This window comes from Corynebacterium pygosceleis (assembly GCF_016595275.2).
In the GTDB taxonomy this organism is placed as follows: Bacteria; Actinomycetota; Actinomycetes; order Mycobacteriales; family Mycobacteriaceae; genus Corynebacterium; species Corynebacterium pygosceleis.
This window is the reverse complement of the sequence record NZ_JAENIQ020000003.1, coordinates 216,076-240,136: the sequence shown is the minus strand read 5'-3', so window position 1 is coordinate 240,136 and position 24,061 is coordinate 216,076. Positions and strand designations below refer to the sequence as shown.

Below are 24,061 nucleotides of genomic sequence, written 5' to 3'. Positions count from 1 at the left end.
GAGGTCGCCACGGGATCTCTCCGGGACCCCGCACCATGCCCCCGGAACCCCGCCCCCCCCCGGGACGACCGTCGGCGACGGTGGATGCAGCGGTGTCCGTACATCGCACAGGCCCCCGCACCCCGCCCCCGCACGCGCACGCACCTCACCGACACCCGTTCCCCCGGAGACCGCAGTGCCCCCGAACAGCCACGATGGACCACAGATCACCTACGGGGTGCGGAGGTGCGGGGCCGGGGCCGGGTACACCCGCCCCTCCCCCGACCTCACCTCCCTGCGGGTTGTCGCGGGCACAGCTATCGTCGTTGGCATGCGAGTAGGAATGATGACCAAGGAATACCCGCCGGAGATCTACGGCGGCGCCGGCGTCCACGTGACCGAGCTGACGCGCTACATGCGCGAGCTCGTCGAGGTCGACGTGCACTGCATGGGGGCCGAACGGGACGAGCCCCGGACCTGGGCCCACGGCGTCGATCCGGCTCTGGCGGACGCGAACCCGGCCATCAGGACCCTGTCCACGGGACTCCGCATGGCGGACGCCGCCTCGGGCGTCGATGTCGTGCACTCCCACACCTGGTACGCCGGTCTCGGTGGGCACCTGGCCGCCCGCCTGTACGGCATCCCGCACGTCGCCACGGCACACTCCCTCGAACCGCACCGTCCGTGGAAGCGGGAGCAGCTCGGCGGCGGATACGACGTCTCCGGCTGGTCCGAGAGAAACACCATGGAGTACGCGGACGCCGTCATCGCGGTGAGCGAGAAGATGAAGGGCGCCATCCTCGAGGCGTACCCCCGGATCGATCCCAGCCGGATCCACGTCGTCCTGAACGGCATCGACTGTGACCTGTGGCAGCCCCGTCCGACATTCGACGCCGCCGTCGAGGCCCGTGGATCATCGGTCTTCACCGAACTCGGCGTCGATCCCGACAAGCCGATCGTCGCCTTCGTCGGACGGATCACCCGGCAGAAGGGCGTCGGGCATCTGGTGAAGGCGGCGAAGATGTTCGACCCGGACGTCCAGCTGGTCCTCTGCGCGGGTGCACCCGATACCGAGGAGATCGCGGCCGAGACCACCGCTCTCGTCGACGACCTCCGTGCCGCACGGGGCGGCGGGGTCTTCTGGGTCACGGAGATGCTGCCGAAGGAGAAGATCCAGGAGATCCTCACCGCCGCGGACACGTTCGCCTGCCCGTCGATCTATGAGCCCCTGGGCATCGTCAATCTCGAGGCGATGGCCTGCGGCACCGCGGTCGTGGCCTCCGATGTCGGCGGCATCCCCGAGGTCGTGGTCGACGGTGAGACCGGCACCCTGGTGCACTATGACGAGAATGATCCCGGGGCATTCGAACGTGATCTCGCCTCAGCGGTCAACGAGATGGTCTCCGACCGTGACCGTGCCCGCCGGATCGGGGAGGCCGGACGCCGTCGTGCGGTCGGGGATTTCTCCTGGGCCACGATCGCGGAACAGACCATCGACGTCTACCGCTCCCTGATGTGACCGCCGTCCATCCCGTCCCCCGTACGTCCGACAGTCCCCGACCGACACCGATTCCGGAGTCCGATCACCGATGACCTACACCACACACCGCCCTGAACTGCACGTGACCGCCGAGCAGGGGGTCCTCAACGCCCCTGCGGGAGCGATCCGGGACGCCGACATCTGGCACGTCTTCCTCCAGTACCAGCCGAGTCAGGGTGCACCGGCACGCTGGGCGCACCAGACCCTCGACGTCACCAACCCCTACGACTGGGACATCTGTGACGATGTCCTCGCCCCGGAGGGCGACGAGATACAGGTCCGTGCGGGATCCGTCGTGGCGGTCGGTGACACCGGCTCCGTGGATCTCTTCTTCACCTCCGTCACCCCGGAAGGCACGGAGGTCCACGTCGCCTCCGTACCCGCTCTCGCGGAGACCGTCACCGACCTCGACGACAACGCCCTGACACTGGACGCGTCCGTGTCCCGTGTCGGCCGGGTCCTGGGCGACCGTGACGGATGGCGCAACTTCCGCTCCCCCTGCGTCCTCACGGACGGCCCGGGACGGTGGTTGATGCTGGCTGTGACGGGTGACGTCGAGGAACCCCGCCTGGTGATCCTCGACTCCACGGACCTGCGCAGCTGGACGGTACGTGGACCGATGAGCTTCGAGGGCGACCCCGGGGTCAGTGGTGGTCACTGCATGGTGAGCCCCCGGCTCCTCCGGCTCCGCGACGAGGTCGACGGTGAGCTGCATGACGTCCTGCTGACCACGATCGAACAGGACGGTGGCCCGGACATCTCGGGATATCTCGTCGGGTCGCTGAACGGATCCCGGTTCACCGTCCGCACCCCGTTCACGCGGATGGATTTCGGCCATGACTTCACCCGGCCGCGCAACACCAATTTCACCGGTACCGGAACCGGTGAGAAACACAGTGACAGTGCCCTGGTGTTCGGTCTCATGAACGGTGTCGGCCGCAAGGACGACCCGGGGCGGCACAAGAGTCTCACCGATGAGAAATGGGCGAACTGTCTGTCCATGCCACGCCTGGTCACACTCCAGGGGGGGCGTCTGTTCCAGACACCGACCCCCGGGCTCCCGAGGGTGATTCCCGGCACCACCGCCGCCCGGATGATCACGACGATGCTCGAGGTCGGTGAGGGATCCGTCAGCATCGACGTCCTCGACGGCGACGGCGAACCGGCGGTGACCGTCAGCCACCACGGTGACCGCGTGGATCTGGACCGTTCCATGAACCCCGTGCACCGCGGCGATGCGGTGGCGTCCGGCCCGCTCGCGGACGCGGACACCGATTCACTCACCGTCATCGTCGACGGCTCGACGGTCGAGGTCTTCGTCGACGGAGGCGTCGCCGCGCTCGCCAGCCGCGTCTACTTCACCGGTGGGTGCGGTGGTTTCACCGTCCGTACCGACGGTGACGCACGGGTGCTGCGGACCATGGACCTCGGCCCGCTGCCCCATGACTCCACCGGCCTCGGTGAGGTCGAGGACGGGTTCGACCCGGACTCCACCCGGCGGCACTGAGAACAGGGAGAAGGGGAGGGACGCCTCACGGCCGTCCCTCCCCTTTCGTGTGCCCGCCGGGGCTCAGCGAACGCGGAGTCGCGTCACGGTCGCACGCGCGGTGAGACTCATGTGGTCCGGGAGCTGCGCGGCACGTTCGGCGAGGAGATCCGACGGGATGTGCCGTGCAGACGGGCTCATACCGGTCTGCGTCGCAATCGACTCCTGGTCGAGCCGCATCGTGAACTCGACGAGCTCCGGTTCCCCGACCGGTTCGAACCAACCCGAGGAACTCTCGACGAGCTGCTCCGCCTTTCCCTCCGGCACGTCGAGAATGCCCAGCGGCTCCCTGAGTTCGGTCAGATGTCCCGCTTCGGCGGTGAGGACCACGACCTGCCCTCCGGGCCTGAGCACCCGGGCGAACTCCGCAGGGTTGGACGGCGAGAACACCACCGTGATGACGTCGACCGAGGAATCCCGCAGCGGGAGCCGGTGCCTGGCGTCCGCCACGACGGCACCGACACGGGGATGACACGTCGCGAGGCGTTCGGCGGCCGGCACGGAGAGATCGATGCCGACCCCCCGTGCACCATCGACATCATCGAGCGTGTGTGAGAGGTAGTACCCGGTGCCCGCTCCGATCTCACAGATCACCGGGCGCTCGTCATCGGCGACACCGGCGTCATCGAGAGCGAGCTGCACCGCCCCGGTCACGGCCTCGACGAAAGGTGCGTAGTGCCCCCTGGACAGGAACGTCTCACGGGCGGTGACCATGCCGTCATCATCGGCACGGTCGGCGTGGACCTCATCGACGGTCAACGTCGCATACCCCGGACCGGCGACGTCGTAGTACCGGCCCGAAGAACTCTCCAGCCGGGAGCTGTCACTGTCGAGGTTCAGGGGACTTCCGTCCACCGGATCCGCCAGGACATCGGAGATATCTGTGAGCACGTCGGGAAGACTCCTTCTAGCGTTGATGAGTTGGGACACGGGCCGGTACCGATCGGTACCGGCCCAGGTCCACGGCACGGTGACTCCACCGGACCCCACCGGCCGACTGCCGGTCAGCGCGGTTCATGATACCCGCATGCCGGTCCGGGATGTGGAACGAGCCGGTCACCGTGGCCCCGTTCCCACCGACGCACCGGTAAACCACCGGGACCACGGGAGGGACACGGGAAAAGGGAAAACAGGAAGGACCGCCCCCGGTTCACGACAGGGAACGGTCCGGGGCCTCCGGGGAACGGGATCAGCCCGCGGCCTCAACGAGCAGGGCCCCCAGCTCAGCGGCCTCCTCCTTGTTGAGTTCCACGACGAGACGTCCACCGCCGTCGGTGGGAATGCGCATGACAATCTTGCGTCCCTCTTCGGCCGCTTCCATCGGGCCGTTGCCCGTCCGGGGCTTCATAGCTGCCATTACGTCCCAGCTCCTTCACAAGCTTGTCTTTTCGGAGGTATCGCTCCCCAGCCTAGTCGTTTTCGTGTTCCGGGGACGGTGGGCGCCGCACACCCGACGCAGTCAGTCGACCGGAGAGCCCTGCCTCTCGAGTCTGGCCGTGAGCTCCGCGACCTTCGCCTCATAGGCCCCGATCACCCGGTCGACCTCATCCATCCGGTACCCGCGCAACACGGTCCGGAAACGGATGTCGTCGACCCGACCGTCCCGGATCGCCGCATCATTGTGCGCGGCCACGTCGGGGATCTGTTCCTCGAACGGCGGAAGAGACTCCCCGCGACCGAACAACGCACCGAACACGACGGTGAACACCGCGATCAACACCAGCAGGATGCAGATGTAGATAATCCAGGTCAACAAAGGTATGACTCCTCGGGGCAGGCCGCTCGTCGCGGTGGCGGACACTTCTTCAACCACGACAAGGTTACCCCTCGAGGAGGGCGGGGTACAGCACGGACAGCGGAGGCCGCTCCGGCACGGAATCCCCTGCCGCACCACCGACACCGTGACGCGAGAGAATGGCCGCGGCAACCGCATCGGCGACCGGTTCGAGGTCCCCCGTCGGCTTGTTGCGGTGCCGACGGACCCCGAGATCGACGGAGGTGACGGCGTCGGGTCCGAACCGGGAAGCGACATCGAGCAGCAGAGCGGATTCCACACCCCATCCGGTGACGAACGGGAGACCGAGTGCGGTGCCCCGTCGAATCGCGTACTCACCGGTCAGCGGTTGCCGGATGTGGGTGAGTTCCGGATTGAGCACACGGAGCAGCGGCAACGCGGTCAACCTGGTGACCCGTCCCCCACCGTCGGCGTCATCACCGAGAGGGCGTCTGTGGTCCCCTTTGACGAGCTGAATCATCGGATCCGTGAAAGGGGCGGTCAGCGCACGCACCATCCCCGGCGCGGGATCCGTCAGGTCCGCGTCGATGAAGACGACCAGTGCACCCCGGGCGGCGGCGACACCGCGCCACAGCACCTCCCCCTTACCAGGATGCACGGGTACACCGGGCAGAGCCTCTTCCCTGCTCAGCACCCGGGCACCGGCGGCACGGGCACGTTCCGCCGTCGCGTCCCCGGACCCGGAGTCGATGACGAGCACCTCGGACGGGGAGTCGGCGAGCGCGGCACCGACGACACCGGCGACGGTGTCCTCCTCGTTGAGCGCGGGAATCACCACGCTGACGTCACCGCCGGCCCCCCGTTCACCCCGACCCCGGTTCACACCAACCCCCGTACCGGGGCGAGGGGGCGGACATCCCCACGGATCGCCGCCGTCATACGGAGTACGTCGACGGTGTCCCCGACCTCGTGCACCCGGAACGCGGCGACCCCGCGGTCGGCCGCCCAGGCCGTCGCGGCGAGTGTTCCCGCGACCCGACGTTCGAGGGGTCTGCCGACGGTCTCACCGATGAAGTCCTTGTTCGACAACGCCATCAGGACCGGCCACCCGGTGTCGACGAGTTCGTCGACGCGGCGGAGGAGCTCCAGCCCGTGGAAGGTGTTCTTCCCGAAATCGTGGGTGGGGTCGATCAGGATGAGGTCCTCGGGAACCCCGCACGCGACGGCGCGTTCCGCCAGTGCCGTGGTCTCGGCGATCACGTCGGCGACCACATCGTCGTAGTGGACACGGTGGGGTCGGGTACGGGGCACCGCTCCCCCGGTGTGGGAGCAGACGTATCCGACACGGTGGGCGCCCGCCACTTCCACGAGCTCGGGGTCGTGACCGGACCAGGTGTCGTTGACCAGGCTCGCCCCGGCACCGATCGCCGCATCCGCGACCCCGGAACGCCAGGTGTCCACGGAGACCGTCACACCCGGGTGACGCCGTGCGGCGGCCTCGATCAGGGGGATCACGCGGTCCGCCTCCTCGGCCTCGCTGACGTCCTCGCCCGGACCGGCCTTGACTCCACCGATGTCGACGATGCGTGCCCCCGCGCCGACCGCCGCGTCCACACGGTCGAGCGCGTCGTCGAGTGCGAAGGTCGCCCCACGGTCGTAGAAGGAGTCCGGCGTGCGGTTGATGATCGCCATGACGGCGGGCAGTGCGTCATCTCCCCGGTATCCGGAGTGGATCTGCTTCACGGTGTCAGGCCCGGGCGTCGTCCGCCGCGTCCCGGGCCGCCCTCTCGTCGGCTTCCCTCGCCATTCCCCGGTGCGCCGCACGGATGTGCTCCACGGCCTCCTCCGGGGAGTCGGTGACCATGACGAGGTCGAGGTCCTCGGGTGAGATCATGCCCTCGGCGAGGAGCCGCTCCCGGATCCAGTCGACGAGTCCGGACCAGAACGACGTACCGAGGAGGACGATCGGGTAGTTGGTGATCTTGCCCGTCTGGACGAGACACAGCGCCTCGAAGAGTTCATCGAGGGTGCCGAACCCGCCGGGGAGACAGACGAAGGCCTGGCTGTACTTGAGGAACATCGTCTTGCGGACGAAGAAGTACCGGAAATTGAGACCGAGGTCGATGTAGGGGTTGAGTCGTTCCTCGTGGGGCAGTTCGATACCGAGGCCGACGCTCATCCCGCCGCCCTCCGTCGCTCCACGGTTGCCGGCTTCCATCAGCCCGGGCCCACCACCGGTGATGACCGCGTAGTCGGCCGCGGCGAGACGCTCACCGAGCTCACGTCCGAGTGCGTAGTATCCGGTGTCCTCGCCCTGGCGGGCGGAACCGAACACCGTGACGGCGGGAGGCATCTCGGCCAGCGCGCCGAAACCGTTGACGAACTCGCTCTGGATACGCAGGACCCGCCACGGGTCCTCGTGGAGCCAGTCGGTGGAGTTCTGCGTGTCGAGGAGTCGCTGGTCCGTGGTGGACTCCTGTCTTCCACCGTGCCGTACGAGCACGGGGCCCCGCATGTAGCGGTCGTGGTCTGTGGTCTTGTCGCTCATCGGTGTCCCTCGTGTCCTTCGTGTCTCTGTCGGTGTCTTCTCGTGGTGTGTCGGTGGCGGAACCGGTACCGCACCACGAGGGTAGCCTCCGGCACCGGTTCGTGGCACCGGTCGGCGCCCCTGCGACGGATGTCCCGTCCGGTGGTCAGTGCCGCAGGTAGGCCAGGAGTGTCTCGGAGACGTCGGTGATCATGTGCACCGGACACTGTTCGTCGCGTTTGTGGCAGAAGGAGGGGTCTCCGGGCCCGAAGTTCACCGCGGGGATACCGAGTTCGGCGAAACGTGCCACATCGGTCCAGCCGAACTTCGCCCGGAATTCCCCGCCGGTCGCTTCAACGAGTTCCGCTGCGGCCGGCTGCCCGAGACCGGGGAGCGCGCCCGGGGAGATGTCGTCGGTGTCGACGGTGAAGCGGCTGTCACCCCGGACCCCGAGCACGCCGTGGAGGTGGTCCATCGCCTCCTCGACGGTCTTGTCGGGGGCGAACCGGTAGTTGACGTAGAGCACGGCCTCGTCGGGGATGGTGTTGGTGGCGACGAAGGATTCGCAGCGGACGACGTTGATCCCCTCACGGTAGGTGCAGCCGTCGATGGGAACCTCCGCGGGCTGATATTCGGCGACGCGGCCGATCACCGGGGCGAGGAGGTGCATGGCGTTGACCCCGAGCCAGGCGCGGGCGGAGTGGGCGCGGACACCGTGTGCGGTGATCTTCAGGCGGATGGACCCCTGGCAACCGGCCTCGATCACGGAACCGGACGGCTCACCGAGGATGGCCACGTCACCGGCGAGCCACTCCGGATGGTCCTTGGCGAGATGGGTGAGACCGTTGAACTCGGCGGCGATCTCCTCGCACTCGTAACAGATCAGGGTCAGGTCCCGGGACAGGTCGGGGCTGTCCGCGAGGCGTGCGAACGCGTTGAGGAACACCGCGTCACCGCTCTTCATGTCGACGGTTCCGCAGCCGAAGAGGGTGTCCCGTCCGTCGGAATCGGTACCTCGTGTGGAGGGGACGTTGTCGGCCACCGGAACGGTGTCGATGTGTCCGGCGAGGATGGCCCGTTCGGGCAGTCCCCGGTTGGTGCGGGCGAGAACGTTGTTGCGGTGGCGGAGGACCTCGATCCCCGTCCCCTCCGCCAGTTCCCTGAGTGCGGCCTCGATGGCGTCGGCGATCCGTTCCTCGTGGCGGGACGGGCTGGCTATGTCGACGAGCTGTGCGGTCAGGTCGACGGGGTCGGCGGTGAGGTCCAGTCTGATGTCGGTCACGTCACCACCCTAGCGTCCCGGTGTGTCCCTCCCCGCGCCGCTCCCCGGGCATGGTGTCGAGGTAGGGGTACTCCTGTCGGACAGCTTCACCGTCATCGGGATGTCGGCGGTTAGAATCTGGGGTGATGATTACTTCGGGAGCAAGCGCAGTCGGTATCGCCAACATCGCCATGGACGGCACGGTGCTCGACACCTGGTACCCCCAGCCGGAACTCCTGCCTGAGCCTGCGGGGCGGGACTCCGGGGCGGTGACGGTCCGGCTGGGGGCGGCGAAGTTGAGCAGGAAGCTCCTGTCCCTGGTCAAGCTCGACGAGGACCGGATGGTGGAGCAGGTCGCGGTGCACACCACCATCCCGGACCTGTCCGTGCCACCGGTGGATGCACACGATGTCTACCTGCGGCTTCACCTGTTGAGCCACCGTATGGCACGTCCGCACGACATCAACCTGGAGGGGCTCGAGCCGCTGCTCGCCACCGTCGTCTGGACCAACAAGGGACCGTGCCTCCCGAAGAATTTCGAGTTCGTCCGCACGTCACTCCGGTCCAGGGGACTGATCCACGTCTACGCCATCGACATCCTCCCCCGGATGGTGGACTACGTGGTGCCCACCGGCGTCCGGATCGCGGAGGCGGAGCGCGTCCGTCTCGGTGCCCATCTCGCGGAGGGGACGCAGGTCCTACGGGAGGGCTTCGTGTCCTACAACTCCGGGTCCGTGGGCCCGGCACACATCGAGGGGCTCATGTCCGCCGGAACGGTCATCGGGGCGGGTACCCACATCGGACTGTCCGCGACGGTCCTCACCGACGATGCGAGCGGCACCGACATCCCGCACCCCGTGCGAGTGGGCGACAACTGCCGCATAGGGGTCGGAGCCGGAGTCATCGGCATCGACCTGGGCGATGACTGCGTCATCGGCAACAACGTCGTCATCGACCGGACGACGACACTCAGGTTCCCCGACGGCGGGGACACGGCTCCCGCCGCACAGCTCAGCGGCCAGTCGGGGTGGCGGATCGACCGGGAACCGGGGTCCGCGGAACCCGTCGCACGGAGGTGCTGAAGGAGCGGCGACACACCACACCCGCACCACGGGGGTGGCGAACGCTCAAAAACACCCCCGGTAGCCACATTTCCGGAACCCCCGGCGACGCAAGGTCGCACCAACCCTGAACGTCGCATATGCACCGCACAACCCCACACCGGACACGGGTGACCGGAACAATTCCGTCCCCGACATGACCCCGGAAGACAATCACCTCAGCACGACGACAGGTTTTAAGCATTTACACAGGAGAATCTGCGGCTATTGTTTAGCCATGACATCTACTGAGAACACCGGGACCGAACTCGGTACCGGACTGAAAACACGACACCTGACCATGATGGGGCTGGGGTCCGCGATCGGCGCGGGGCTCTTCCTGGGCACCGGCGTGGGAATCCAGATCGCCGGCCCCGCCGTTCTCCTGGCCTACATCTTCGCGGGCATCATGGTGGTGTTCGTCATGCAGATGCTCGGCGAGATGGCTGCGGCACGGCCTGCGTCGGGTTCCTTCTCCAACTACGCCGAGATGGCGTTCGGCCACTGGGCCGGATTCTCCACGGGGTGGCTGTACTGGTACCTCCTCGTGATGGTCATGGGCGCGGAGATGACGGGTGCCGCCGGAATCATGTCGCAGTGGTTCGGGGTGGACCCGTGGATCCCGGCACTGGTCTGTGTCGTGATCTTCGCCGTGATCAACCTCTGGAAGGTCTCCGGATTCGGTGAGTTCGAGTTCTGGTTCGCGTTCATCAAGGTCGCGGTCATCATCATCTTCCTCGTCATCGGTGCCCTGCTGATCTTCGGTGTCTTCCCGGGCACCGACGCCGTCGGCTTCAGCAACTTCATCGGTGAGCACGGTTTCATGCCGAACGGTGTCTCCGGTGTCGCCGCGGGTCTGCTCGCGGTGGCGTTCGCCTTCGGTGGCATCGAGATCGTCACCATCGCCGCCGCAGAGTCCGACAACCCGGCGAGGAACATCGCCACGGCCGTCCGCTCGGTCATCTGGCGCATCGTGGTCTTCTACCTCGGCGCCGTTCTCGTGATCACCTTCCTCCTCCCCTACGACGAGATCAGTGGCGCGGATTCCGCCGCCGAGTCCCCCTTCACCCGGGTACTCGAGATGGCCCACGTCCCGGGCATCGTGGGGATCATGGAACTCGTGATCGTTCTCGCGCTGTTGAGCGCGTTCAACGCCCAGATCTACGGAACCTCCCGTTTCGCCTACTCACTCGCGACCCGGGGCAACGCACCGAAGCTGCTCAGCCGGACGAACAACGACGGCGTCCCGATGAACGCGGTCCTGCTCAGCATGTTCTTCGCGTTCGTCTCCGTCGCCCTCCAGTACTGGAATCCCGCCGGACTGCTGACCTTCCTGTTCAACGCCGTCGGCGGATCACTGCTCCTCATCTGGGGATTCACCATCCTGAGCTACCTCAGGCTGCATCCGGAGATGGAGCGCAGGGGAGAGATCTCGGTCCGCATGTGGGGCTTCCCGTGGCTGGGATGGGTCACCCTCGGGATGCTCATCGTCCTCACCCTGCTCATGCTCTCCGATGGTGCGGCGAGGTACCAGGTCCTGTCGGTGATCATCGTCTTCGGTGCGCTCATCGGACTGTCGTTCCTGGCCCCCGGGGCCCGCACGGCGAAGGCGGACAAAGCGGCCCGCACCAGGGAACTGAAGTAGCCGCCGGGGGCGTTCGCCCCTCTCGACAACGACCGTCGGGGCCCACCGTCGGGTGGACCCGGCGGTCGCTTCGGCTTCCGGTAGGTTGGAGTCCATGACTGCAGCAATAGCAACCGGACTCGCCACCATCCAACCCGACGGAACCGTTCTCGACTGCTGGTTCCCCGCACCCGAACTCACCGACACGGAGCAGACCGCCGGCACGACCCGCCTCGACGCTGACGAGCTCCCCGAACACCTGGCCCCTCTGACCGGCGCCGACGGGGACCGTGGTGTCGAGCGGGTCGGTGTCCGGACGGTCATCGCCGATCTGGGGGACGCACCGGTGGACGCCAATGACGTCTACCTGCGCCTCCACCTGCTCTCCACCAGGAAGGTCGTTCCCCACGGCCTGAACATGGACGGTGTCTTCGGCCTGCTGACCAACGTCGTGTGGACCAACTTCGGCCCCTGCCCGGTCGCCGATTTCGAGATCACCCGGGCGAAGCTCTCCCGGCACGGCAAGGTCACCGTCCATCTGGTGGACAAGTTCCCCCGGATGATCGACTACACCGTGCCCACCGGTGTCCGCATCGGTGACGCCGACCGGGTCCGTCTCGGTGCCCACCTCGCCGAGGGAACCACCGTCATGCACGAGGGTTTCGTCAACTTCAACGCCGGTACGCTGGGTTCCTCCATGGTCGAGGGACGAATCTCCGCGGGGGTCGTCGTCGGCGACGGCACCGACATCGGCGGTGGCGCGTCGATCATGGGGACGCTCTCCGGTGGGGGCAAGCAGGTCATCTCCCTCGGCGAGCGCTGCCTGCTGGGGGCCAACGCCGGTTGCGGCATCTCACTCGGCGACGACTGTGTCATCGAGGCCGGCCTGTACGTCACCGCCGGCACGAAGGTGAAGGTCTCGGGCGATGTCGCGACCGCCGTCGGTGTCTCCGACGGAGAGTCCGTCAAGGCCGTCGAGCTGTCGGGGGCGTCGAACATCCTCTTCCGCCGCAACTCCCTCACCGGTGCGGTCGAGGCCACCGCATGGGGATCCGCCCGCGTCGAGCTCAACGCGGATCTGCACGCGAACTGAACCGGTCGATCATTCAGAAGGGGCCCGCCGGGGCCACACACCTCCGGCGGGCCCCACGTGTACCGCCGACCGGCTATCCTGGACTTTTCACGTGACCGCCCCATCCGGGGATCCCGACGACGAGGAACCGACCGTGCCCTGGATCACCACTCCCCCCACCCTCACCGGCCGTATCGTCGAACTGTCGCCGCTCCGCAAGGACGACGCCGGGGAGCTCGCGGAGGCAGTCACCGACGGTGAACTGCACCGGGAGTGGTGGACATCGACACCCGCTCCCGGGGACATGGCGGATGATCTCGCGGACAAACTGGACAGGGCCGCCGCAGGAACCATGGTGCCGTTCATCATCCGCTCGGCGGGCGACGGAACCGCGCTCGGGGTGACCTGCTACTACGACCTTGATCCGACGGTCCCCCGGCTCGAGATCGGGTACACCTGGCTGCGCGCCTCGGCGCAGGGAAAGGGCGCGAACCCGGAGACGAAACTGCTGCTGCTGGGGTATGCGTTCGACGCGTTGAACTGCGCCCGGGTGGGCATCCGGACGAAATTCTCCAACACCGTCTCCCGGACCGCCATCGAACGCCTCGGACTGAAACGCGACGGGATCCTCCGCTCGCACGCGAGACTCCGCAACGGTGTCCTCGATGACGCCGTGCTGTATTCGGCGCTGGCGCACGAGTGGCCGGTGATCCGGGCCCGTCTCAGCGACCGGGTGGCCCGCCACACGTCGACGGACTGAACTCCCGGGCTGGTACCGACGACGGGGAACCAACGGCGTATTCTGCTGATGGGAACCCTTTTTAACCGTCGACATTCCGCAGGAGATGGCACCGCCGTGACCACGACCACCACAACACTCGGATCCGGGCTGAAGGTCCGGCACCTGACCATGATGGGCCTCGGCTCGACCATCGGCGCGGGACTCTTCCTCGGTACCGGCGTCGGCATCCGGGCCGCCGGCCCGGCCGTGCTGCTGGCCTACATCGCCGCCGGGGCGATCGCCGTGATGGTGATGCGGATGCTCGGCGAGATGGGCTCGGTCGTCCCGGCGTCTGGTTCCTTCTCCGAGTACGCGGAATTGGGCATCGGTCGGTGGGCGGGCTTCACGCAGGGGTGGATCTACTGGCTCGCCACCGTCGCGGTCCTCGGGGCGGAGATGACCGGTGCCGCGGCGATCATCGGTTCCTGGTTGTCGGTCCCGCAGTGGATACCGGCACTCGTGTTCGTCGTCTTCTTCGGCGTCGTCAACCTGCTGCGGGTGCGGGCGTTCGGGGAATTCGAGTTCTGGTTCGCACTGATCAAGGTCCTCGCCCTCGTCGGATTCCTGGTCCTCGGCGTCCTCCTCATCTTCGGTCTGCTCCCCGGGCACCCCTACATCGGGACCTCGGTGTTCACCGCTGACGGCTTCATACCCAACGGACTCGGCGGTGTCGCCGCAGGCATGCTGGCGGTCGCGTTCGCGTTCGGTGGTATCGAGGTCGTGGCCATCGCCGCGGCCGAGTCGGAGGACCCGGGCCGGTCCCTGGTCAACGCCGTCCGTACGACGATCACGAGGATCAGCGTGTTCTATCTGGGCAGTGTCCTGGTGATCACCTTCCTCCTGCCCTACTCCACACTGGGGGCCGCGAACTCCGCCGCCGACAGTCCGTTCGCCCTCGTTCTGGGGCTCGCCGGCCTGCCCGGGGTCGTGGGACTGATGGAGACGCTGATCGTGCTCGCGCTGCTCTCCGCGTTCAACGCACAGCTGTTCGCCTCCTCCCGGATGATGTTCTCCCTGGCCGGACGCGGCGACGCGCCGGCGATCTTCTCGCGGGTGAACGCCAGAAGGGTCCCGGTCCCCGCCATCGTCCTGTCGATCGTCCTCGCCGTCGTGATGGTGGCGCTGAACTACGCGGACACGGGTTGGCTGCTCGGGTTCATGCTCAATGCCGCGGGTGGTTCCCTGCTCATCGTCTGGGGGTTCATCACCGTTTCCGAGCTGAAACTCCGGCGTCGACTGGAGCGGGTGACGGAGCTGTCGATCCGGATGTGGGCGTGGCCGGTGTGCACGTGGGCGACCCTCGCCGTCCTCGTCGCCCTCGGCCTGCTGATGCTCGCGGATCCCGGCGCGCGCATCCAGCTGACGTCCGGTGCCGTCATGTTCCTCCTGCTGTTCATCGCGGCCCTGGTCAATTCGCGCGTCCGCGGTGTCAGTCCGTGGCAGAAGGCGCTCCTGCCCGGTGAGGACCGGGTTCTGCGGTAGTCACGCGCCGTCCCCGTTCTCCGGTGCGCGGGCGCCGTCCGTCCCCCCTCCCGGCACGGGAGGGGGGACGGACTTTTCAGTTTTCAGTCCCCTCCGCTCCCTTGCCGTCCGGCCATGCAGGAAACAATCCTTGACCCTAGGGTAATTATTTTTTACATTATGACCATGGATCCGGATACGACAGAGAACCTGGTGCGCAAGCTCCGCCGATGGACGGAGCTGTCCCAGGCCGATCTCGCGGCGCGGGTCGGCGTCACCAGACAGACGATCGCGAACATCGAGAAGGGCAACTACTCACCGTCCGTCCACCTGGCGCTGGCGATCTGCCGCGAACTCGGAGCCACCGTCGAACAGGTCTTCGGCGCCGAACAGAACACGACAGCCCCCGGCATCACCCACGAAAGGAACCGATGATGACCATCACCCGACACCTGGACACCGCGATCCGCTGGTCGGAGAACCAGTTCGAGGACGAGTTCCAGATCAGGACGTTCCACAGGTCGCAGACACTGGGACGGATACTCTGCGGTCAGCTGTCCGTACTCACGGCGGGTGTTCTCGCCTGGGCCCTCCCACCCGGATATGCGCTGCTGTCCTTTCTCGCCGTACTCCCGTTCGCCGGCTCCGAGCTGATCGCCAACGCATGGTTGACCCGCCGGGTACCGCGCCCCGCACCGCCGCGGATACCGGCACCGGTGATCGCGGTGACGGGTGTCCTCACCGCGTTCTGGTTGGCCGGAATCTGGCGGAACGGTCCGGAGTGGGGCGCGGACTGGCACCAAGGATTGATCGTCGGCGCCTGCGCCGGACTCATCACCCTGATCGTGGCGGGCCCCAGACTGATCCGTCGTGCCCGGCGCCGGGACATCCGGCGCATCGACGCACGACTGGGGGCCGACTGATCAGGCCTCCGGGACGGTGGGCTCCCGGACGGCCACGACACGGCTCGAGCGGAACGTCCAGAACTTGTTGATGACGAAGTTCACCGGCATCGCCACCATGATCGAGATCAGCGTCGCCCAGTAGAAACGGGTCCGGATCCCGGAGGAATCGTCGAAGATGTGCGCGGGCAGCGCGAACGGTGATTCCGGGTTCATCAGGGCCGTCACCACCACCAGACTCACCACGAGTGCCGCCAGGCCCGTGAGCAGGAACGGAACGAACTCCCGGAACCAGCTCAGATGCGTGGACGACCGGAACGTCCAGGACCTGTTGAGCTGGAAGTTCCACACGTTGGCGACGAGAAAGGCGATCGTCAGGAACACGTGGTACCAGCGGATGTTGTAGTCCGAACCGAGGAGGTTCAGGAAGGGGTCGTGCTCCGTTATCCCGTGCCACCACCAGGCGATCTTCTTGCCCACGGCGACCGCGATGAGGTTGACGATGACACCCGAACCGCCGACGAGACCGAACTTGATGAACTGCCGGAGACTGTTGGCGTAGCGGCCGGTGGTTGACGTCATGGTGCGCACGGGTGTCCTTATCGATCCAGTACAACGGGGCACGGTGTCCGTCCGTCGGACGACCCCTGGGCATCCCGCATCGCGGATACCCGATAACTGGGACATTCTACTTCCTACGCCCCACCGGTCCCGCATTCCGGGGACCGATGCCACACCCGCGTGACGACCGTCACCGTCGACACGGTTCACGGTCGGTGCGTGCTCCGCCAGTCCCGGGCTCTTCCGTCGACCGGATCAGTCAGCTGCAGGCGGGTTGCGACCAGACCCAACGGTCCGGTGAAGTCCAGGAGATCCAGGCCTCTGTCCACGGGGTAGGTGTCATCGCCGACGATCGGGCACCCGAGGTGCGCGAGCAGGACACGGAGCTGATGCGTGTGCCCGGTGACCGGCCGCAGCTCGACCAGCCGGTCGCTCACCCGACGGATCCGGGTCCGCGTCGGGGTACCACCGCCGGTGACCCTCACGGCCCGCTCACCGGAGATCTTCCGCATCGGCAGGTCGACCGTCATCCACTCCTCCCCCACCGGCGGTTCCGCCGCCACCCGGGCCAGATAGGTCTTTGTCACCTGCCTGCGCTGGAACAGCGTCTGGTAGGCGGCCCGGGTCCCCGGGTCCGTCGAGCAGAGCAGGACACCCGCCGTCAGCCGGTCCAGGCGGTGCAGGGGAACGATGTCCGGGTTGTCCAGTTCCACCCGCAGCCGTGTCTGGACGGTCTCCCGGATGATCCGCCCGTTCGTCGTGGCGGGCAGGAAGTGCGGCTTGTCCACGACCACGTACCGGTCGCCCGTCTCCAGCACCTCATGGGTGAAGGGGATCGGTGGCTCGGGAGGGATCTCGGGGGCGAACCACGCGGGCACAGGGCGTTCGAGGACCGTGCCCGCGGGAATCGTCTCACCGAACCGGAAGGGGGAGTCACCCGCGTCACCGGCAACATAGGTACGGTCGGCGGGCACCACCCCGCGGAGGATGACCCGGCGCGGTGAGACACCGTCGACGACGGGGAGGGGACGGCGGCTCACGCCAGCCGCGCCACCGCGGCATCGATACGCTCGTCCGTACCGGTCAGCGCCATGCGGACGTGGCGGGCTCCCCTGGGACCGTAGAAGTCACCGGGGGCGACGAGAATCCCGCGTTCGGCGAACCAGTCGAGGGTGGTCCGGCAGTCCTCGCCGCGGGTGGCCCAGAGGTAGAGCCCGGCCTCCGAGTGGTCGACGGTGAAGCCTGCGCCCGTCAGAGCGGCGAACAGCTTGTCCCGGCGCGCCCGGTAGCGTTCCTTCTGGGCGGCCTCCTGGGCGTCATCGTCGAGTGCCGCGACCGTGGCCGCCTGAATCGGCCCCGGCATCATGAGACCGCAGTGCTTGCGCACCTCGAGCAGCTGACCGATCAGTTCCCCGTCGCCGGCGAGCACCCCGGCGCGGTAGCTGGCCATGTTCGAGGACTTGGACAGCGAGTGGATCGCGATGAGACCGGTGTGGTCCCCTCCGCAGACGCGCTCGTCCAGGATGGACAGCGGCGGGTTCTCCTCGTCCCAGCCCAGGCCGATGTAGCACTCGTCGCTGCACAGGATCACGCCGCGGTCCTGGGCCCACCCGACGACCTTACGCAGGTGCTCGATGCCGAGTACCTTGCCGGTCGGATTCGACGGCGAATTGATGAACATCATCGTCGGAGTGGCGGGACCGATCTGCGTCAGGGAATCCGCCCGTTGTGGTCGGGCACCGGACATGAGTGCGGCGACCTCGTAGGTGGGATAGGCGACCTCGGGGATGATCACCGTGTGCCCCGCACCGACGCCCAGCAGCATCGGCAGCAGCGCGATGGCCTCCTTGGTGCCGATGACCGGCAGGACACACTCCGGTGTCAGTCCCGTCATGTTGTAGCGACGGGCAAGTCCCTCAACCAACGCCCGGTTCAGTTCCGGGGTGCCGGTCGTCTGCGGATAGCCCGGCTCGGCGGCGGCTGCGGAGAGCGCGTCGCGGATCGGTTCCGCCACATCGTCGACGGGGGTGCCCACGGAGAGATTGACGATGCCGTCCGGATGCTGCGCCGCCCTGTTCTTCACGTCGGCGATGGTGTCCCACGGAAAGTCGGGGAGGGTGTTTCCGGGAGGTGTGCGGGTGAGAGATGCCATACCACCGTTTATACCCGCCCACTGACGGAGGATAGCCCGGCGGGTCACACGGACCCGCCGGGCTGTCACACCGCTCAGACGTCAGGCCTGCGGGGGCAGCTTGTCCACCAGCGGCGGGTCGAAGTCCTGCTGACCGAGGCGTGCGGCGCCACCGGGCGAACCGAGATCGTCGAAGAACGCGGCGTTGGCGTCGGTGTAGTCGATCCACTCGTCCGGGACGTCATCCTCGTAGAAGATCGCCTCGGTCGGGCACACGGGCTCGCAGGCACCACAGTCGACGCACTCGTCGGGGTGGATGTACAGCGAGCGCTTTCCCTCGTAGATGCAGTCGACAGGGCATTCTTCGACACATGCCTTGTCCATGACGTCGACGCAGGGCTGCGCAATTACGTAGGTCATCGTGGTTCGGTTGCTCCAGGTGGAAACGGTTCGGGTGGTCGGACGACAGGGGCTGGTCCGTCGCCGGACCCCATTGTGTCACTTACCCCGTATCAACGGCCAACCGCCACCGGTCGCCCCCGCCAGCAGAAGGAGGACACCCCGCAGAGTTTCGGCGACGATGACGTCCCCCGTGACCGACGGCCAGATCAGCAGAGCGAGGTATCCGGCCAGCCAGACCCCCAGAGGGACACCTGCGGCCAGGCGGTTCTCCGTCCACAACAGTGCCGTCCGGGAGAGCACGAGGGTGAACCCGAAGGCGATGAGGATGGTGAATGGAAAAGCGACGGTCTGTCCCGTCGGCAACGTGATCCGGGCACCGACGTACACCACCTCGAGCAGGACGGACAGGAGGGCGCCGACCGAGAGCCAGGCGAGTCCGACGGCCTTCTCCCCCGTCGTGTGCTCGCGGTAGGTGTAGCGTCCGGCCGGGGTGTCAACGGTCACGGGAACTCCAGCCCTTCCAGCGGATCGACCGACGTCCCGGGCAGGGCGCTCCCCCACCCGATCCGGTAGTGCTCGTTACGCAGCAGCGGCTGCGCGATGAGATTACTCAGGGCGAAGACCCCGGGGGCGACCGTCGGATCGGTGACGGCGGCGAATGCGGCGACGGGGTTGACGCGACTGACGGTTCCGTCGGCGAACCAGATCTGTGTCGCGTGCGCCGCCATCGCGGCCTTCTTCGCTGCGAGGCACCGGTCATCCAGCCGGATCACGGCGTCGTGGGTGTCGACGGAGGCGAGTTCCCCGTCCTCCGCCCTCCGCCAGCCGTCCGGGATCACGGAGATGGCGTCGAGCCCGGCCCGCTGCTCCGTGCGGTCCGTCACCGCCCAGAGGATCCGCTGGGGGGCCGCCCCCTCCGACCCCTGCACCACCACCCTCTCCACGGCGGCGTGGGTGATCTCGTGCGCACGTATGTGATCCGGATGCCCGTAACCACCGTCCGGCCCGTAGGTGACGATCAGCTGCGGCCGGAGGCTGCACAGGACGTCGACGAGCTGGTCGACCGCGGCATCACCGGAATTGACGAACGCCCGGGGGTGGTCGTTCGCCGGATCACCGACCATCCCCGAATCCCGCCAGCACCCGGCACCGCCGAGGTGGACCCCGGCGGTGCCGAGGTGCGCCAGTGAAGCGTCCAGTTCCGCGATCCGGAACCCGCCGAGCTGATCGGCGGCGTCCGCGACGAGCCCCTGGTAGGGGGCTCCGATAACCTCACCTTGTTCACCGAGGGTGCAGGTGACGACGGTGACGTCGGCACCACGGTGGGCCAGGTGCGCGAGCAGCCCGCCCGTCCAGATCGCCTCATCGTCCGGGTGGGCGTGAACGGCGCACACCGTCAGCCCACCGAGGTCCCCGTGGTCATGTGTCACTTCTGTTCCTCCTCGGCGGTCCACCCGGCGGCCGTCGACAGCAGACTCGTCGCCTCACCCGGATGCGCCGCCCATTCCTCGATGTCACGGTCGGGGACAACGATACCGGGCCCCCGGACGATGATGCGGGTCTCGGCGAGCAGCGGCACGGTGAGCACCTCACCGTCCTCGATCCCGCGGAGTTCCGGGAGCACCTCGGCGAGCGGTACCTCACCGGCGAGCACGGACAACAGCGTGGCGTCCAGTTTCCGGGAGCAGATCCCGGAGAGGTTCCCCGAACGGATCATCGGCAACCTCCGTGCGCGGGACATCGAGGAGACGTCGTTGGTGCGCCCCGCCGTCGATGCCGTCACATCCGTCGGATCGACGGCCACGGGGCAGAGGAACCTGTCCGCCACAGACACCGCATCCGTCGCGGTCCGTCGCCTGCCGACGACGGCGTCGGCGTCTCCGGACGGGAGAAGCTCACCGGCTATCTCGGTGAACGGCGCGAACACGACCTCGGCGTCGACCCCCTTCCTGGCGAGAAGATCGACGATGGTGGTCGCCGCAGCGGTCGCGGTCCGGTCCGACGGGTCGGCGGCGACACGGAGCGGACGGTTGCGGATGGCGGATTCGAGTGTCGGACCGGGAGGCACCGGCGCCCCACCGGATTCCGTCGTCTCCCCGGTTCCGGCACCACCCGGCCCGTCCGGGGGCCCGGACACCCCGGAATCCGCCGTCCGGTTCTCCGTCGGGGTTTCCCCCGCGCCCACCCCGGAGGAATCCACGCCGGGCCCGGCACCGAGAACGGTCTCCGGGATCACCAGATCGGTGCTCCGCCCGGTCGCGAGCCGGGCCACGAGGTCCCGGTCGACGAGAGCGGCGAACTCCTTCCGGAGCGCCGCCGTCGAGAGGATCGGTGACGTGACGGACATGGTCAGCTCGAGCGCCGCCGCCCGCTCCCGCACCGACACCTCCGTGTCGGGGAGGAGACTGAAGGCGTCGTAGGTCGTTTCCACGGGGGTGATGTCGAGGTAGCCGACCTGCCCGGAACGGAGCATCTGCACGCCCTGCTGGACGGAGCGGACCTCCCGGAAAACCAGGGTCTCGGTTCTGGCCGGTTCCGTCCCCCAGAAGCGGTCGTTGCGCACGAGGGTCACCACTCCACGTTGGCGGTCCACCAGGTCCACCGTGTAACGGCCGCCCGCCGCCGGGATCCCCTCGTTCAGCCCGGTGGTGAATCCGTCCGTCATGTCCCGGAGCAGATGACTCGGCAGGAGATGGTCGAACAGGCCGCTGATGTCGGCGACACGGCGCCGGAAATCCACGTCGACGGTACGCCCGCCACCGGACGTCCGTATCGCACTGATCTGTTCGTACCCCGCGGCACCGATGACGCCGGGGGTGGAAACCATGGCGTCCCGGAGATAGCTGAAGTCGGCGCCGGTGATCGGGGTACCGTCGGACCACTGCGCAGCGGGATTCAGCTGATAACGCACGGTCTGCGCGACACCGGGCGCTGACGGATCGACGAACTCCACCGACTCCACGAGATCGGGGTCCGGTTCGCCGTCGGTGTACGCACCGGGAAGCACCAGATCGGCGAGCGCCTGGACGAAGGCCGAGTCCCGGGCGATGAGGTGCGGGTTGAATCCGCCGTCGAGGGGGTCGATCCCGATGGTGATCTCCTGCGCCAGGGTCTCCGGGGTCACCGGACCGGACCGGTCCGGCTTCGACTCCGGTGGCACCGTCGAACTTCCCGCCGCAGGATCCACGGGCAGCGGGGTGGGCTCACCGGTGGAACAGGCCGTGAGCACCGTGGCGATGACGGTGCAGAGAGCGCACACCACCGTGGTACGGGACCGGTGGGGTCGGGGCCCCCGCACCGTGGACGCGCCGCCCCGATCCCGGTGCGGGGTTCCGGTCACCGGGACGTAACTCGAGAGAACAGACACACGCCCATCCTAGTCCGTGGGACACTCCCCACGCCCCGCACACGACCGCGCCCCCTCCCCGTCCGTGGTGTCAATCGGAGAGGGGGCGCCTGTCGTCGGTGCCCGGATCAGCCCTTGTTGCGCTGCTTGTCGCGGGACCGGGCGCGGCCGCGCTCCGTGGCGTTGAGGATGGTCTTGCGCACACGGATGATCTCCGGGGTGACCTCCACGCACTCATCCTGACCACAGAACTCCATCGCCTCGTCGAGGGTCAGGTTCCGGGCCTTCGCGAGGGTGACCGTGGCGTCGGCGTTGGCCGAACGCATGTTGGTCAGCTTCTTCTCACGGGTGATGTTGATGTCCATGTCCTCGTCGCGGTTGTTCGCTCCGACGACCATCCCCTCGTAGGCCTGGGTACCGGGCTCGACGAAGAAGGAACCACGGTCGGCCAGCTGCTGGAGGGCGTAGGCGGTGATCTGACCGGTACGGTCGGCGACGAGGGAACCGGAGGCACGGCCCTTGATCTCGCCGGCCCAGGGCTTGTACCCCTCGGAGTAGTGGTTCGCGATACCGGTGCCGCGGGTCTCGGTCATGAACGTGGTGCGGAAACCGATCAGGCCACGGGCGGGGACGGAGAACTCCATGCGGACCCAGTCGGTGCCGGTGTTGTCCATGGACAGCATCTGGCCCTTGCGGGCGGCGAGCAGCTGGGTGATCGCCCCCTGGAACTCGGTGGGGACGTCGATCACGATGTGCTCGAAAGGTTCGTGCAGCTTACCGTCGATCGTGCGGGTGACCACCTGCGGCTTACCCACGGTCAGCTCGAAGCCCTCGCGACGCATGGTCTCGACCAGGATGGACAGCGCCATCTCACCACGGCCCTGGACCTCCCAGGCGTCGGGACGCTCGGTCGGGAGGACCTTGATGGAGACGTTGCCGATGAGCTCCTGGTCGAGACGCGCCTTGACCACGCGGGCGGTGAGCTTGTCGCCCCCGCCACGACCGGCCATCGGGGAGGTGTTGACACCGATGGTCATCGCGATGGCGGGCTCGTCGACGGTGATCCGGGGCAGCGCGACCGGGTTCTCCGGATCGGCGAGGGTGTCACCGATCATGATCTCCTCGATACCGGAGATGGCGGCGATGTCACCCGCGATGACCTCATCGGTGGGCACGCGGTTGACGCCGACGGTGCGGAGCAGTTCCGCGATCTTCGCCGTCTTCGTGTGCTGGTTGCCCTCGGAGTCGTAGTGGATCCAGGCGACCTGCTGGCCCTTCTTCAGACGTCCCGCGTGGACGCGCACCAGGCCGATACGACCGAGGAAGGAACTCGAGTCGAGGTTGGTGACGTGCGCCTGCAGCGGGCCGTCGAGGTCCGCGCTGGGCTCGGGGAGAACGTTGTAGAGGACGTCGAAGAGGTCCTGGAGGTTCTCGGTGTCCGGGGCGTTGCCGTTGCCCGGGTTGACCGTCGAGGCCTTGCCCTCACGGCCCGAGGCGTAGAGGACCGGGAGGTCGAGGAGACTCTCGGCGGCCTCGGCGGCCTCCGGGTCCTCGATGGTGGAGGCGAGTTCGAGAAGCAGATCCTGGCTCTCGTCGACGACCTCCTCGATGCGGGCGTCGGGGCGGTCCGTCTTGTTCACGACGATGATGACCGGCATCTTCGCCGCGAGCGCCTTACCCAGCACGAAGCGGGTCTGGGGCAGCGGCCCCTCCGAGGCGTCGACGAGCAGGACGACACCGTCGACCATGGACAGTGCACGCTCGACCTCGCCACCGAAGTCGGCGTGACCGGGGGTGTCGATGACGTTGATGACGAGATCTCCGCCGTCCCTGCCGACACCCCTGCGACGGATCGCGGTGTTCTTGGCCAGGATGGTGATGCCCTTTTCCTTTTCCAGGTCCCCGGAGTCCATGACACGGTCGACGGGTTCGGCGCGCTCCTCGAAGGCGCCGGACTGACGCAGCATGGCGTCGACAAGGGTGGTCTTTCCGTGGTCGACGTGCGCGACGATCGCGACGTTACGGAACTCTGTGGTACTCACTGGTGGTTTCTCTCCTGGCGGAATGCGAACGGAGGGACTGAAGCGCCCTCC

Annotated in this window: 24 protein-coding genes; 9 read left to right on the top strand and 15 right to left on the bottom strand. The window is 67.5% G+C overall.

Annotation, left to right across the window (positions count from 1 at the left end):
• The first annotated feature begins 310 nt into the window (after positions 1 to 310).
• Together glgA and JIM94_RS07605 are read left to right on the top strand one after the other, a co-directional pair.
• Positions 311 to 1,498 carry a glycogen synthase gene (glgA, locus tag JIM94_RS07610; protein ID WP_200251401.1) on the top strand — a complete coding sequence of 396 codons (1,188 nt, stop codon included), beginning with the start codon at positions 311 to 313 and terminating at the stop codon, positions 1,496 to 1,498.
• 70 nt (positions 1,499 to 1,568) lie between these two features.
• Positions 1,569 to 3,026: a GH32 C-terminal domain-containing protein gene (locus JIM94_RS07605; RefSeq protein WP_200251391.1), complete on the top strand. Its 1,458-nt coding sequence runs from the start codon at positions 1,569 to 1,571 to the stop codon at positions 3,024 to 3,026.
• A 63-nt stretch (positions 3,027 to 3,089) separates the two neighbouring features.
• Here JIM94_RS07605 and JIM94_RS07600 read toward each other — a convergent pair whose 3' ends face one another.
• From JIM94_RS07600 to dapE, 7 genes are all read right to left on the bottom strand, one after another.
• Positions 3,090 to 3,956 (bottom strand): methyltransferase domain-containing protein, encoded by an 867-nt coding sequence (locus tag JIM94_RS07600; protein ID WP_200251367.1) that lies wholly within the window; start codon positions 3,954 to 3,956, stop codon positions 3,090 to 3,092.
• A 298-nt stretch (positions 3,957 to 4,254) separates the two neighbouring features.
• Complete coding sequence (locus JIM94_RS07595) at positions 4,255 to 4,422, bottom strand: DUF3117 domain-containing protein (RefSeq protein ID WP_198735586.1); 168 nt, start codon at positions 4,420 to 4,422, stop codon at positions 4,255 to 4,257.
• A gap of 102 nt (positions 4,423 to 4,524) precedes the next feature.
• Entirely contained in the window at positions 4,525 to 4,818 is a 294-nt protein-coding gene (locus tag JIM94_RS07590) for a DivIVA domain-containing protein (protein WP_234039062.1), read from the bottom strand.
• 67 nt (positions 4,819 to 4,885) lie between these two features.
• Positions 4,886 to 5,683, bottom strand: a complete 798-nt coding sequence (locus tag JIM94_RS07585; protein ID WP_336296542.1) for a glucosyl-3-phosphoglycerate synthase — start codon at positions 5,681 to 5,683, stop codon at positions 4,886 to 4,888.
• The gene (folP, locus tag JIM94_RS07580; RefSeq protein WP_200252148.1) at positions 5,680 to 6,492 is read right to left on the bottom strand and encodes a dihydropteroate synthase; all 813 of its coding nucleotides are present in this window, start codon (positions 6,490 to 6,492) and stop codon (positions 5,680 to 5,682) included. The genes JIM94_RS07585 and folP overlap by 4 nt, the downstream gene beginning before the upstream one ends.
• Positions 6,493 to 6,547: 55 nt before the next feature.
• The gene (locus JIM94_RS07575; RefSeq protein ID WP_200251361.1) at positions 6,548 to 7,348 is read right to left on the bottom strand and encodes an LOG family protein; all 801 of its coding nucleotides are present in this window, start codon (positions 7,346 to 7,348) and stop codon (positions 6,548 to 6,550) included.
• Between the two features lie 145 nt (positions 7,349 to 7,493).
• Complete coding sequence (gene dapE / locus JIM94_RS07570; protein ID WP_200252145.1) at positions 7,494 to 8,600, bottom strand: succinyl-diaminopimelate desuccinylase; 1,107 nt, start codon at positions 8,598 to 8,600, stop codon at positions 7,494 to 7,496.
• A 134-nt stretch (positions 8,601 to 8,734) separates the two neighbouring features.
• Between dapE and JIM94_RS07565 the strand changes: the two genes are divergently transcribed.
• The 7 genes from JIM94_RS07565 (at position 8,735) to JIM94_RS07535 (ending at position 15,549) form a co-directional block, all read left to right on the top strand.
• Positions 8,735 to 9,670, top strand: coding sequence for a DapH/DapD/GlmU-related protein (locus JIM94_RS07565; protein ID WP_200251351.1), 936 nt, complete (start codon positions 8,735 to 8,737; stop codon positions 9,668 to 9,670).
• 256 nt (positions 9,671 to 9,926) lie between these two features.
• On the top strand, positions 9,927 to 11,333 hold the full coding sequence (locus tag JIM94_RS07560) for an amino acid permease (protein WP_200251349.1): 1,407 nt from the start codon (positions 9,927 to 9,929) through the stop codon (positions 11,331 to 11,333).
• 94 nt (positions 11,334 to 11,427) lie between these two features.
• Positions 11,428 to 12,405, top strand: a complete 978-nt coding sequence (gene dapD / locus JIM94_RS07555) for a 2,3,4,5-tetrahydropyridine-2,6-dicarboxylate N-succinyltransferase (protein ID WP_200251347.1) — start codon at positions 11,428 to 11,430, stop codon at positions 12,403 to 12,405.
• 91 nt (positions 12,406 to 12,496) lie between these two features.
• The gene (locus JIM94_RS07550; protein ID WP_248703001.1) at positions 12,497 to 13,144 is read left to right on the top strand and encodes a GNAT family N-acetyltransferase; all 648 of its coding nucleotides are present in this window, start codon (positions 12,497 to 12,499) and stop codon (positions 13,142 to 13,144) included.
• A 150-nt stretch (positions 13,145 to 13,294) separates the two neighbouring features.
• Positions 13,295 to 14,647: an amino acid permease gene (locus JIM94_RS07545; RefSeq protein WP_234039140.1), complete on the top strand. Its 1,353-nt coding sequence runs from the start codon at positions 13,295 to 13,297 to the stop codon at positions 14,645 to 14,647.
• Between the two features lie 165 nt (positions 14,648 to 14,812).
• The gene (locus JIM94_RS07540) at positions 14,813 to 15,061 is read left to right on the top strand and encodes a helix-turn-helix transcriptional regulator (protein WP_200252141.1); all 249 of its coding nucleotides are present in this window, start codon (positions 14,813 to 14,815) and stop codon (positions 15,059 to 15,061) included.
• Entirely contained in the window at positions 15,061 to 15,549 is a 489-nt protein-coding gene (locus tag JIM94_RS07535; protein ID WP_200251332.1) for a hypothetical protein, read from the top strand. Before JIM94_RS07540 ends, JIM94_RS07535 begins: the two co-directional genes overlap by 1 nt.
• Here the strand turns inward: JIM94_RS07535 and JIM94_RS07530 are convergent, their stop codons facing one another.
• From JIM94_RS07530 to typA, 8 genes are all read right to left on the bottom strand, one after another.
• Positions 15,550 to 16,110 (bottom strand): GtrA family protein, encoded by a 561-nt coding sequence (locus JIM94_RS07530; RefSeq protein ID WP_200251328.1) that lies wholly within the window; start codon positions 16,108 to 16,110, stop codon positions 15,550 to 15,552.
• Between the two features lie 185 nt (positions 16,111 to 16,295).
• Positions 16,296 to 17,129 carry a pseudouridine synthase gene (locus JIM94_RS07525; RefSeq protein WP_200251326.1) on the bottom strand — a complete coding sequence of 278 codons (834 nt, stop codon included), beginning with the start codon at positions 17,127 to 17,129 and terminating at the stop codon, positions 16,296 to 16,298.
• Entirely contained in the window at positions 17,126 to 18,241 is a 1,116-nt protein-coding gene (gene dapC / locus JIM94_RS07520) for a succinyldiaminopimelate transaminase (RefSeq protein WP_200251324.1), read from the bottom strand. The genes JIM94_RS07525 and dapC overlap by 4 nt, the downstream gene beginning before the upstream one ends.
• A gap of 81 nt (positions 18,242 to 18,322) precedes the next feature.
• Entirely contained in the window at positions 18,323 to 18,640 is a 318-nt protein-coding gene (gene fdxA / locus JIM94_RS07515; RefSeq protein WP_198735573.1) for a ferredoxin, read from the bottom strand.
• Positions 18,641 to 18,718: 78 nt separating this feature from the next.
• Complete coding sequence (locus JIM94_RS07510) at positions 18,719 to 19,126, bottom strand: hypothetical protein (RefSeq protein WP_200251322.1); 408 nt, start codon at positions 19,124 to 19,126, stop codon at positions 18,719 to 18,721.
• On the bottom strand, positions 19,123 to 20,052 hold the full coding sequence (gene mshB, locus JIM94_RS07505) for an N-acetyl-1-D-myo-inositol-2-amino-2-deoxy-alpha-D-glucopyranoside deacetylase (RefSeq protein ID WP_200251320.1): 930 nt from the start codon (positions 20,050 to 20,052) through the stop codon (positions 19,123 to 19,125). Before mshB ends, JIM94_RS07510 begins: the two co-directional genes overlap by 4 nt.
• Positions 20,049 to 21,989 (bottom strand): ABC transporter substrate-binding protein, encoded by a 1,941-nt coding sequence (locus JIM94_RS07500; RefSeq protein ID WP_200251310.1) that lies wholly within the window; start codon positions 21,987 to 21,989, stop codon positions 20,049 to 20,051. The genes mshB and JIM94_RS07500 overlap by 4 nt, the downstream gene beginning before the upstream one ends.
• A 107-nt stretch (positions 21,990 to 22,096) precedes the next feature.
• Positions 22,097 to 24,010 carry a translational GTPase TypA gene (gene typA, locus JIM94_RS07495; RefSeq protein WP_200251309.1) on the bottom strand — a complete coding sequence of 638 codons (1,914 nt, stop codon included), beginning with the start codon at positions 24,008 to 24,010 and terminating at the stop codon, positions 22,097 to 22,099.
• Positions 24,011 to 24,061: the final 51 nt, after the last annotated feature.

Coding starts and splice junctions, on each gene's coding strand:
- JIM94_RS07595 (WP_198735586.1), bottom strand. CDS start 4,422: ATGGCAGCTATGAAGCCCCGGACGGGCAACGGCCCGATGGAAGCGGCC.
- dapD (WP_200251347.1), top strand. CDS start 11,428: ATGACTGCAGCAATAGCAACCGGACTCGCCACCATCCAACCCGACGGA.
- JIM94_RS07565 (WP_200251351.1), top strand. CDS start 8,735: ATGATTACTTCGGGAGCAAGCGCAGTCGGTATCGCCAACATCGCCATG.
- JIM94_RS07535 (WP_200251332.1), top strand. CDS start 15,061: ATGACCATCACCCGACACCTGGACACCGCGATCCGCTGGTCGGAGAAC.
- JIM94_RS07575 (WP_200251361.1), bottom strand. CDS start 7,348: ATGAGCGACAAGACCACAGACCACGACCGCTACATGCGGGGCCCCGTG.
- fdxA (WP_198735573.1), bottom strand. CDS start 18,640: ATGACCTACGTAATTGCGCAGCCCTGCGTCGACGTCATGGACAAGGCA.
- dapC (WP_200251324.1), bottom strand. CDS start 18,241: ATGGCATCTCTCACCCGCACACCTCCCGGAAACACCCTCCCCGACTTT.
- folP (WP_200252148.1), bottom strand. CDS start 6,492: ATGGCGATCATCAACCGCACGCCGGACTCCTTCTACGACCGTGGGGCG.
- JIM94_RS07530 (WP_200251328.1), bottom strand. CDS start 16,110: ATGACGTCAACCACCGGCCGCTACGCCAACAGTCTCCGGCAGTTCATC.
- JIM94_RS07540 (WP_200252141.1), top strand. CDS start 14,813: ATGGATCCGGATACGACAGAGAACCTGGTGCGCAAGCTCCGCCGATGG.
- glgA (WP_200251401.1), top strand. CDS start 311: ATGCGAGTAGGAATGATGACCAAGGAATACCCGCCGGAGATCTACGGC.
- JIM94_RS07560 (WP_200251349.1), top strand. CDS start 9,927: ATGACATCTACTGAGAACACCGGGACCGAACTCGGTACCGGACTGAAA.
- JIM94_RS07545 (WP_234039140.1), top strand. CDS start 13,295: ATGATGGGCCTCGGCTCGACCATCGGCGCGGGACTCTTCCTCGGTACC.
- JIM94_RS07605 (WP_200251391.1), top strand. CDS start 1,569: ATGACCTACACCACACACCGCCCTGAACTGCACGTGACCGCCGAGCAG.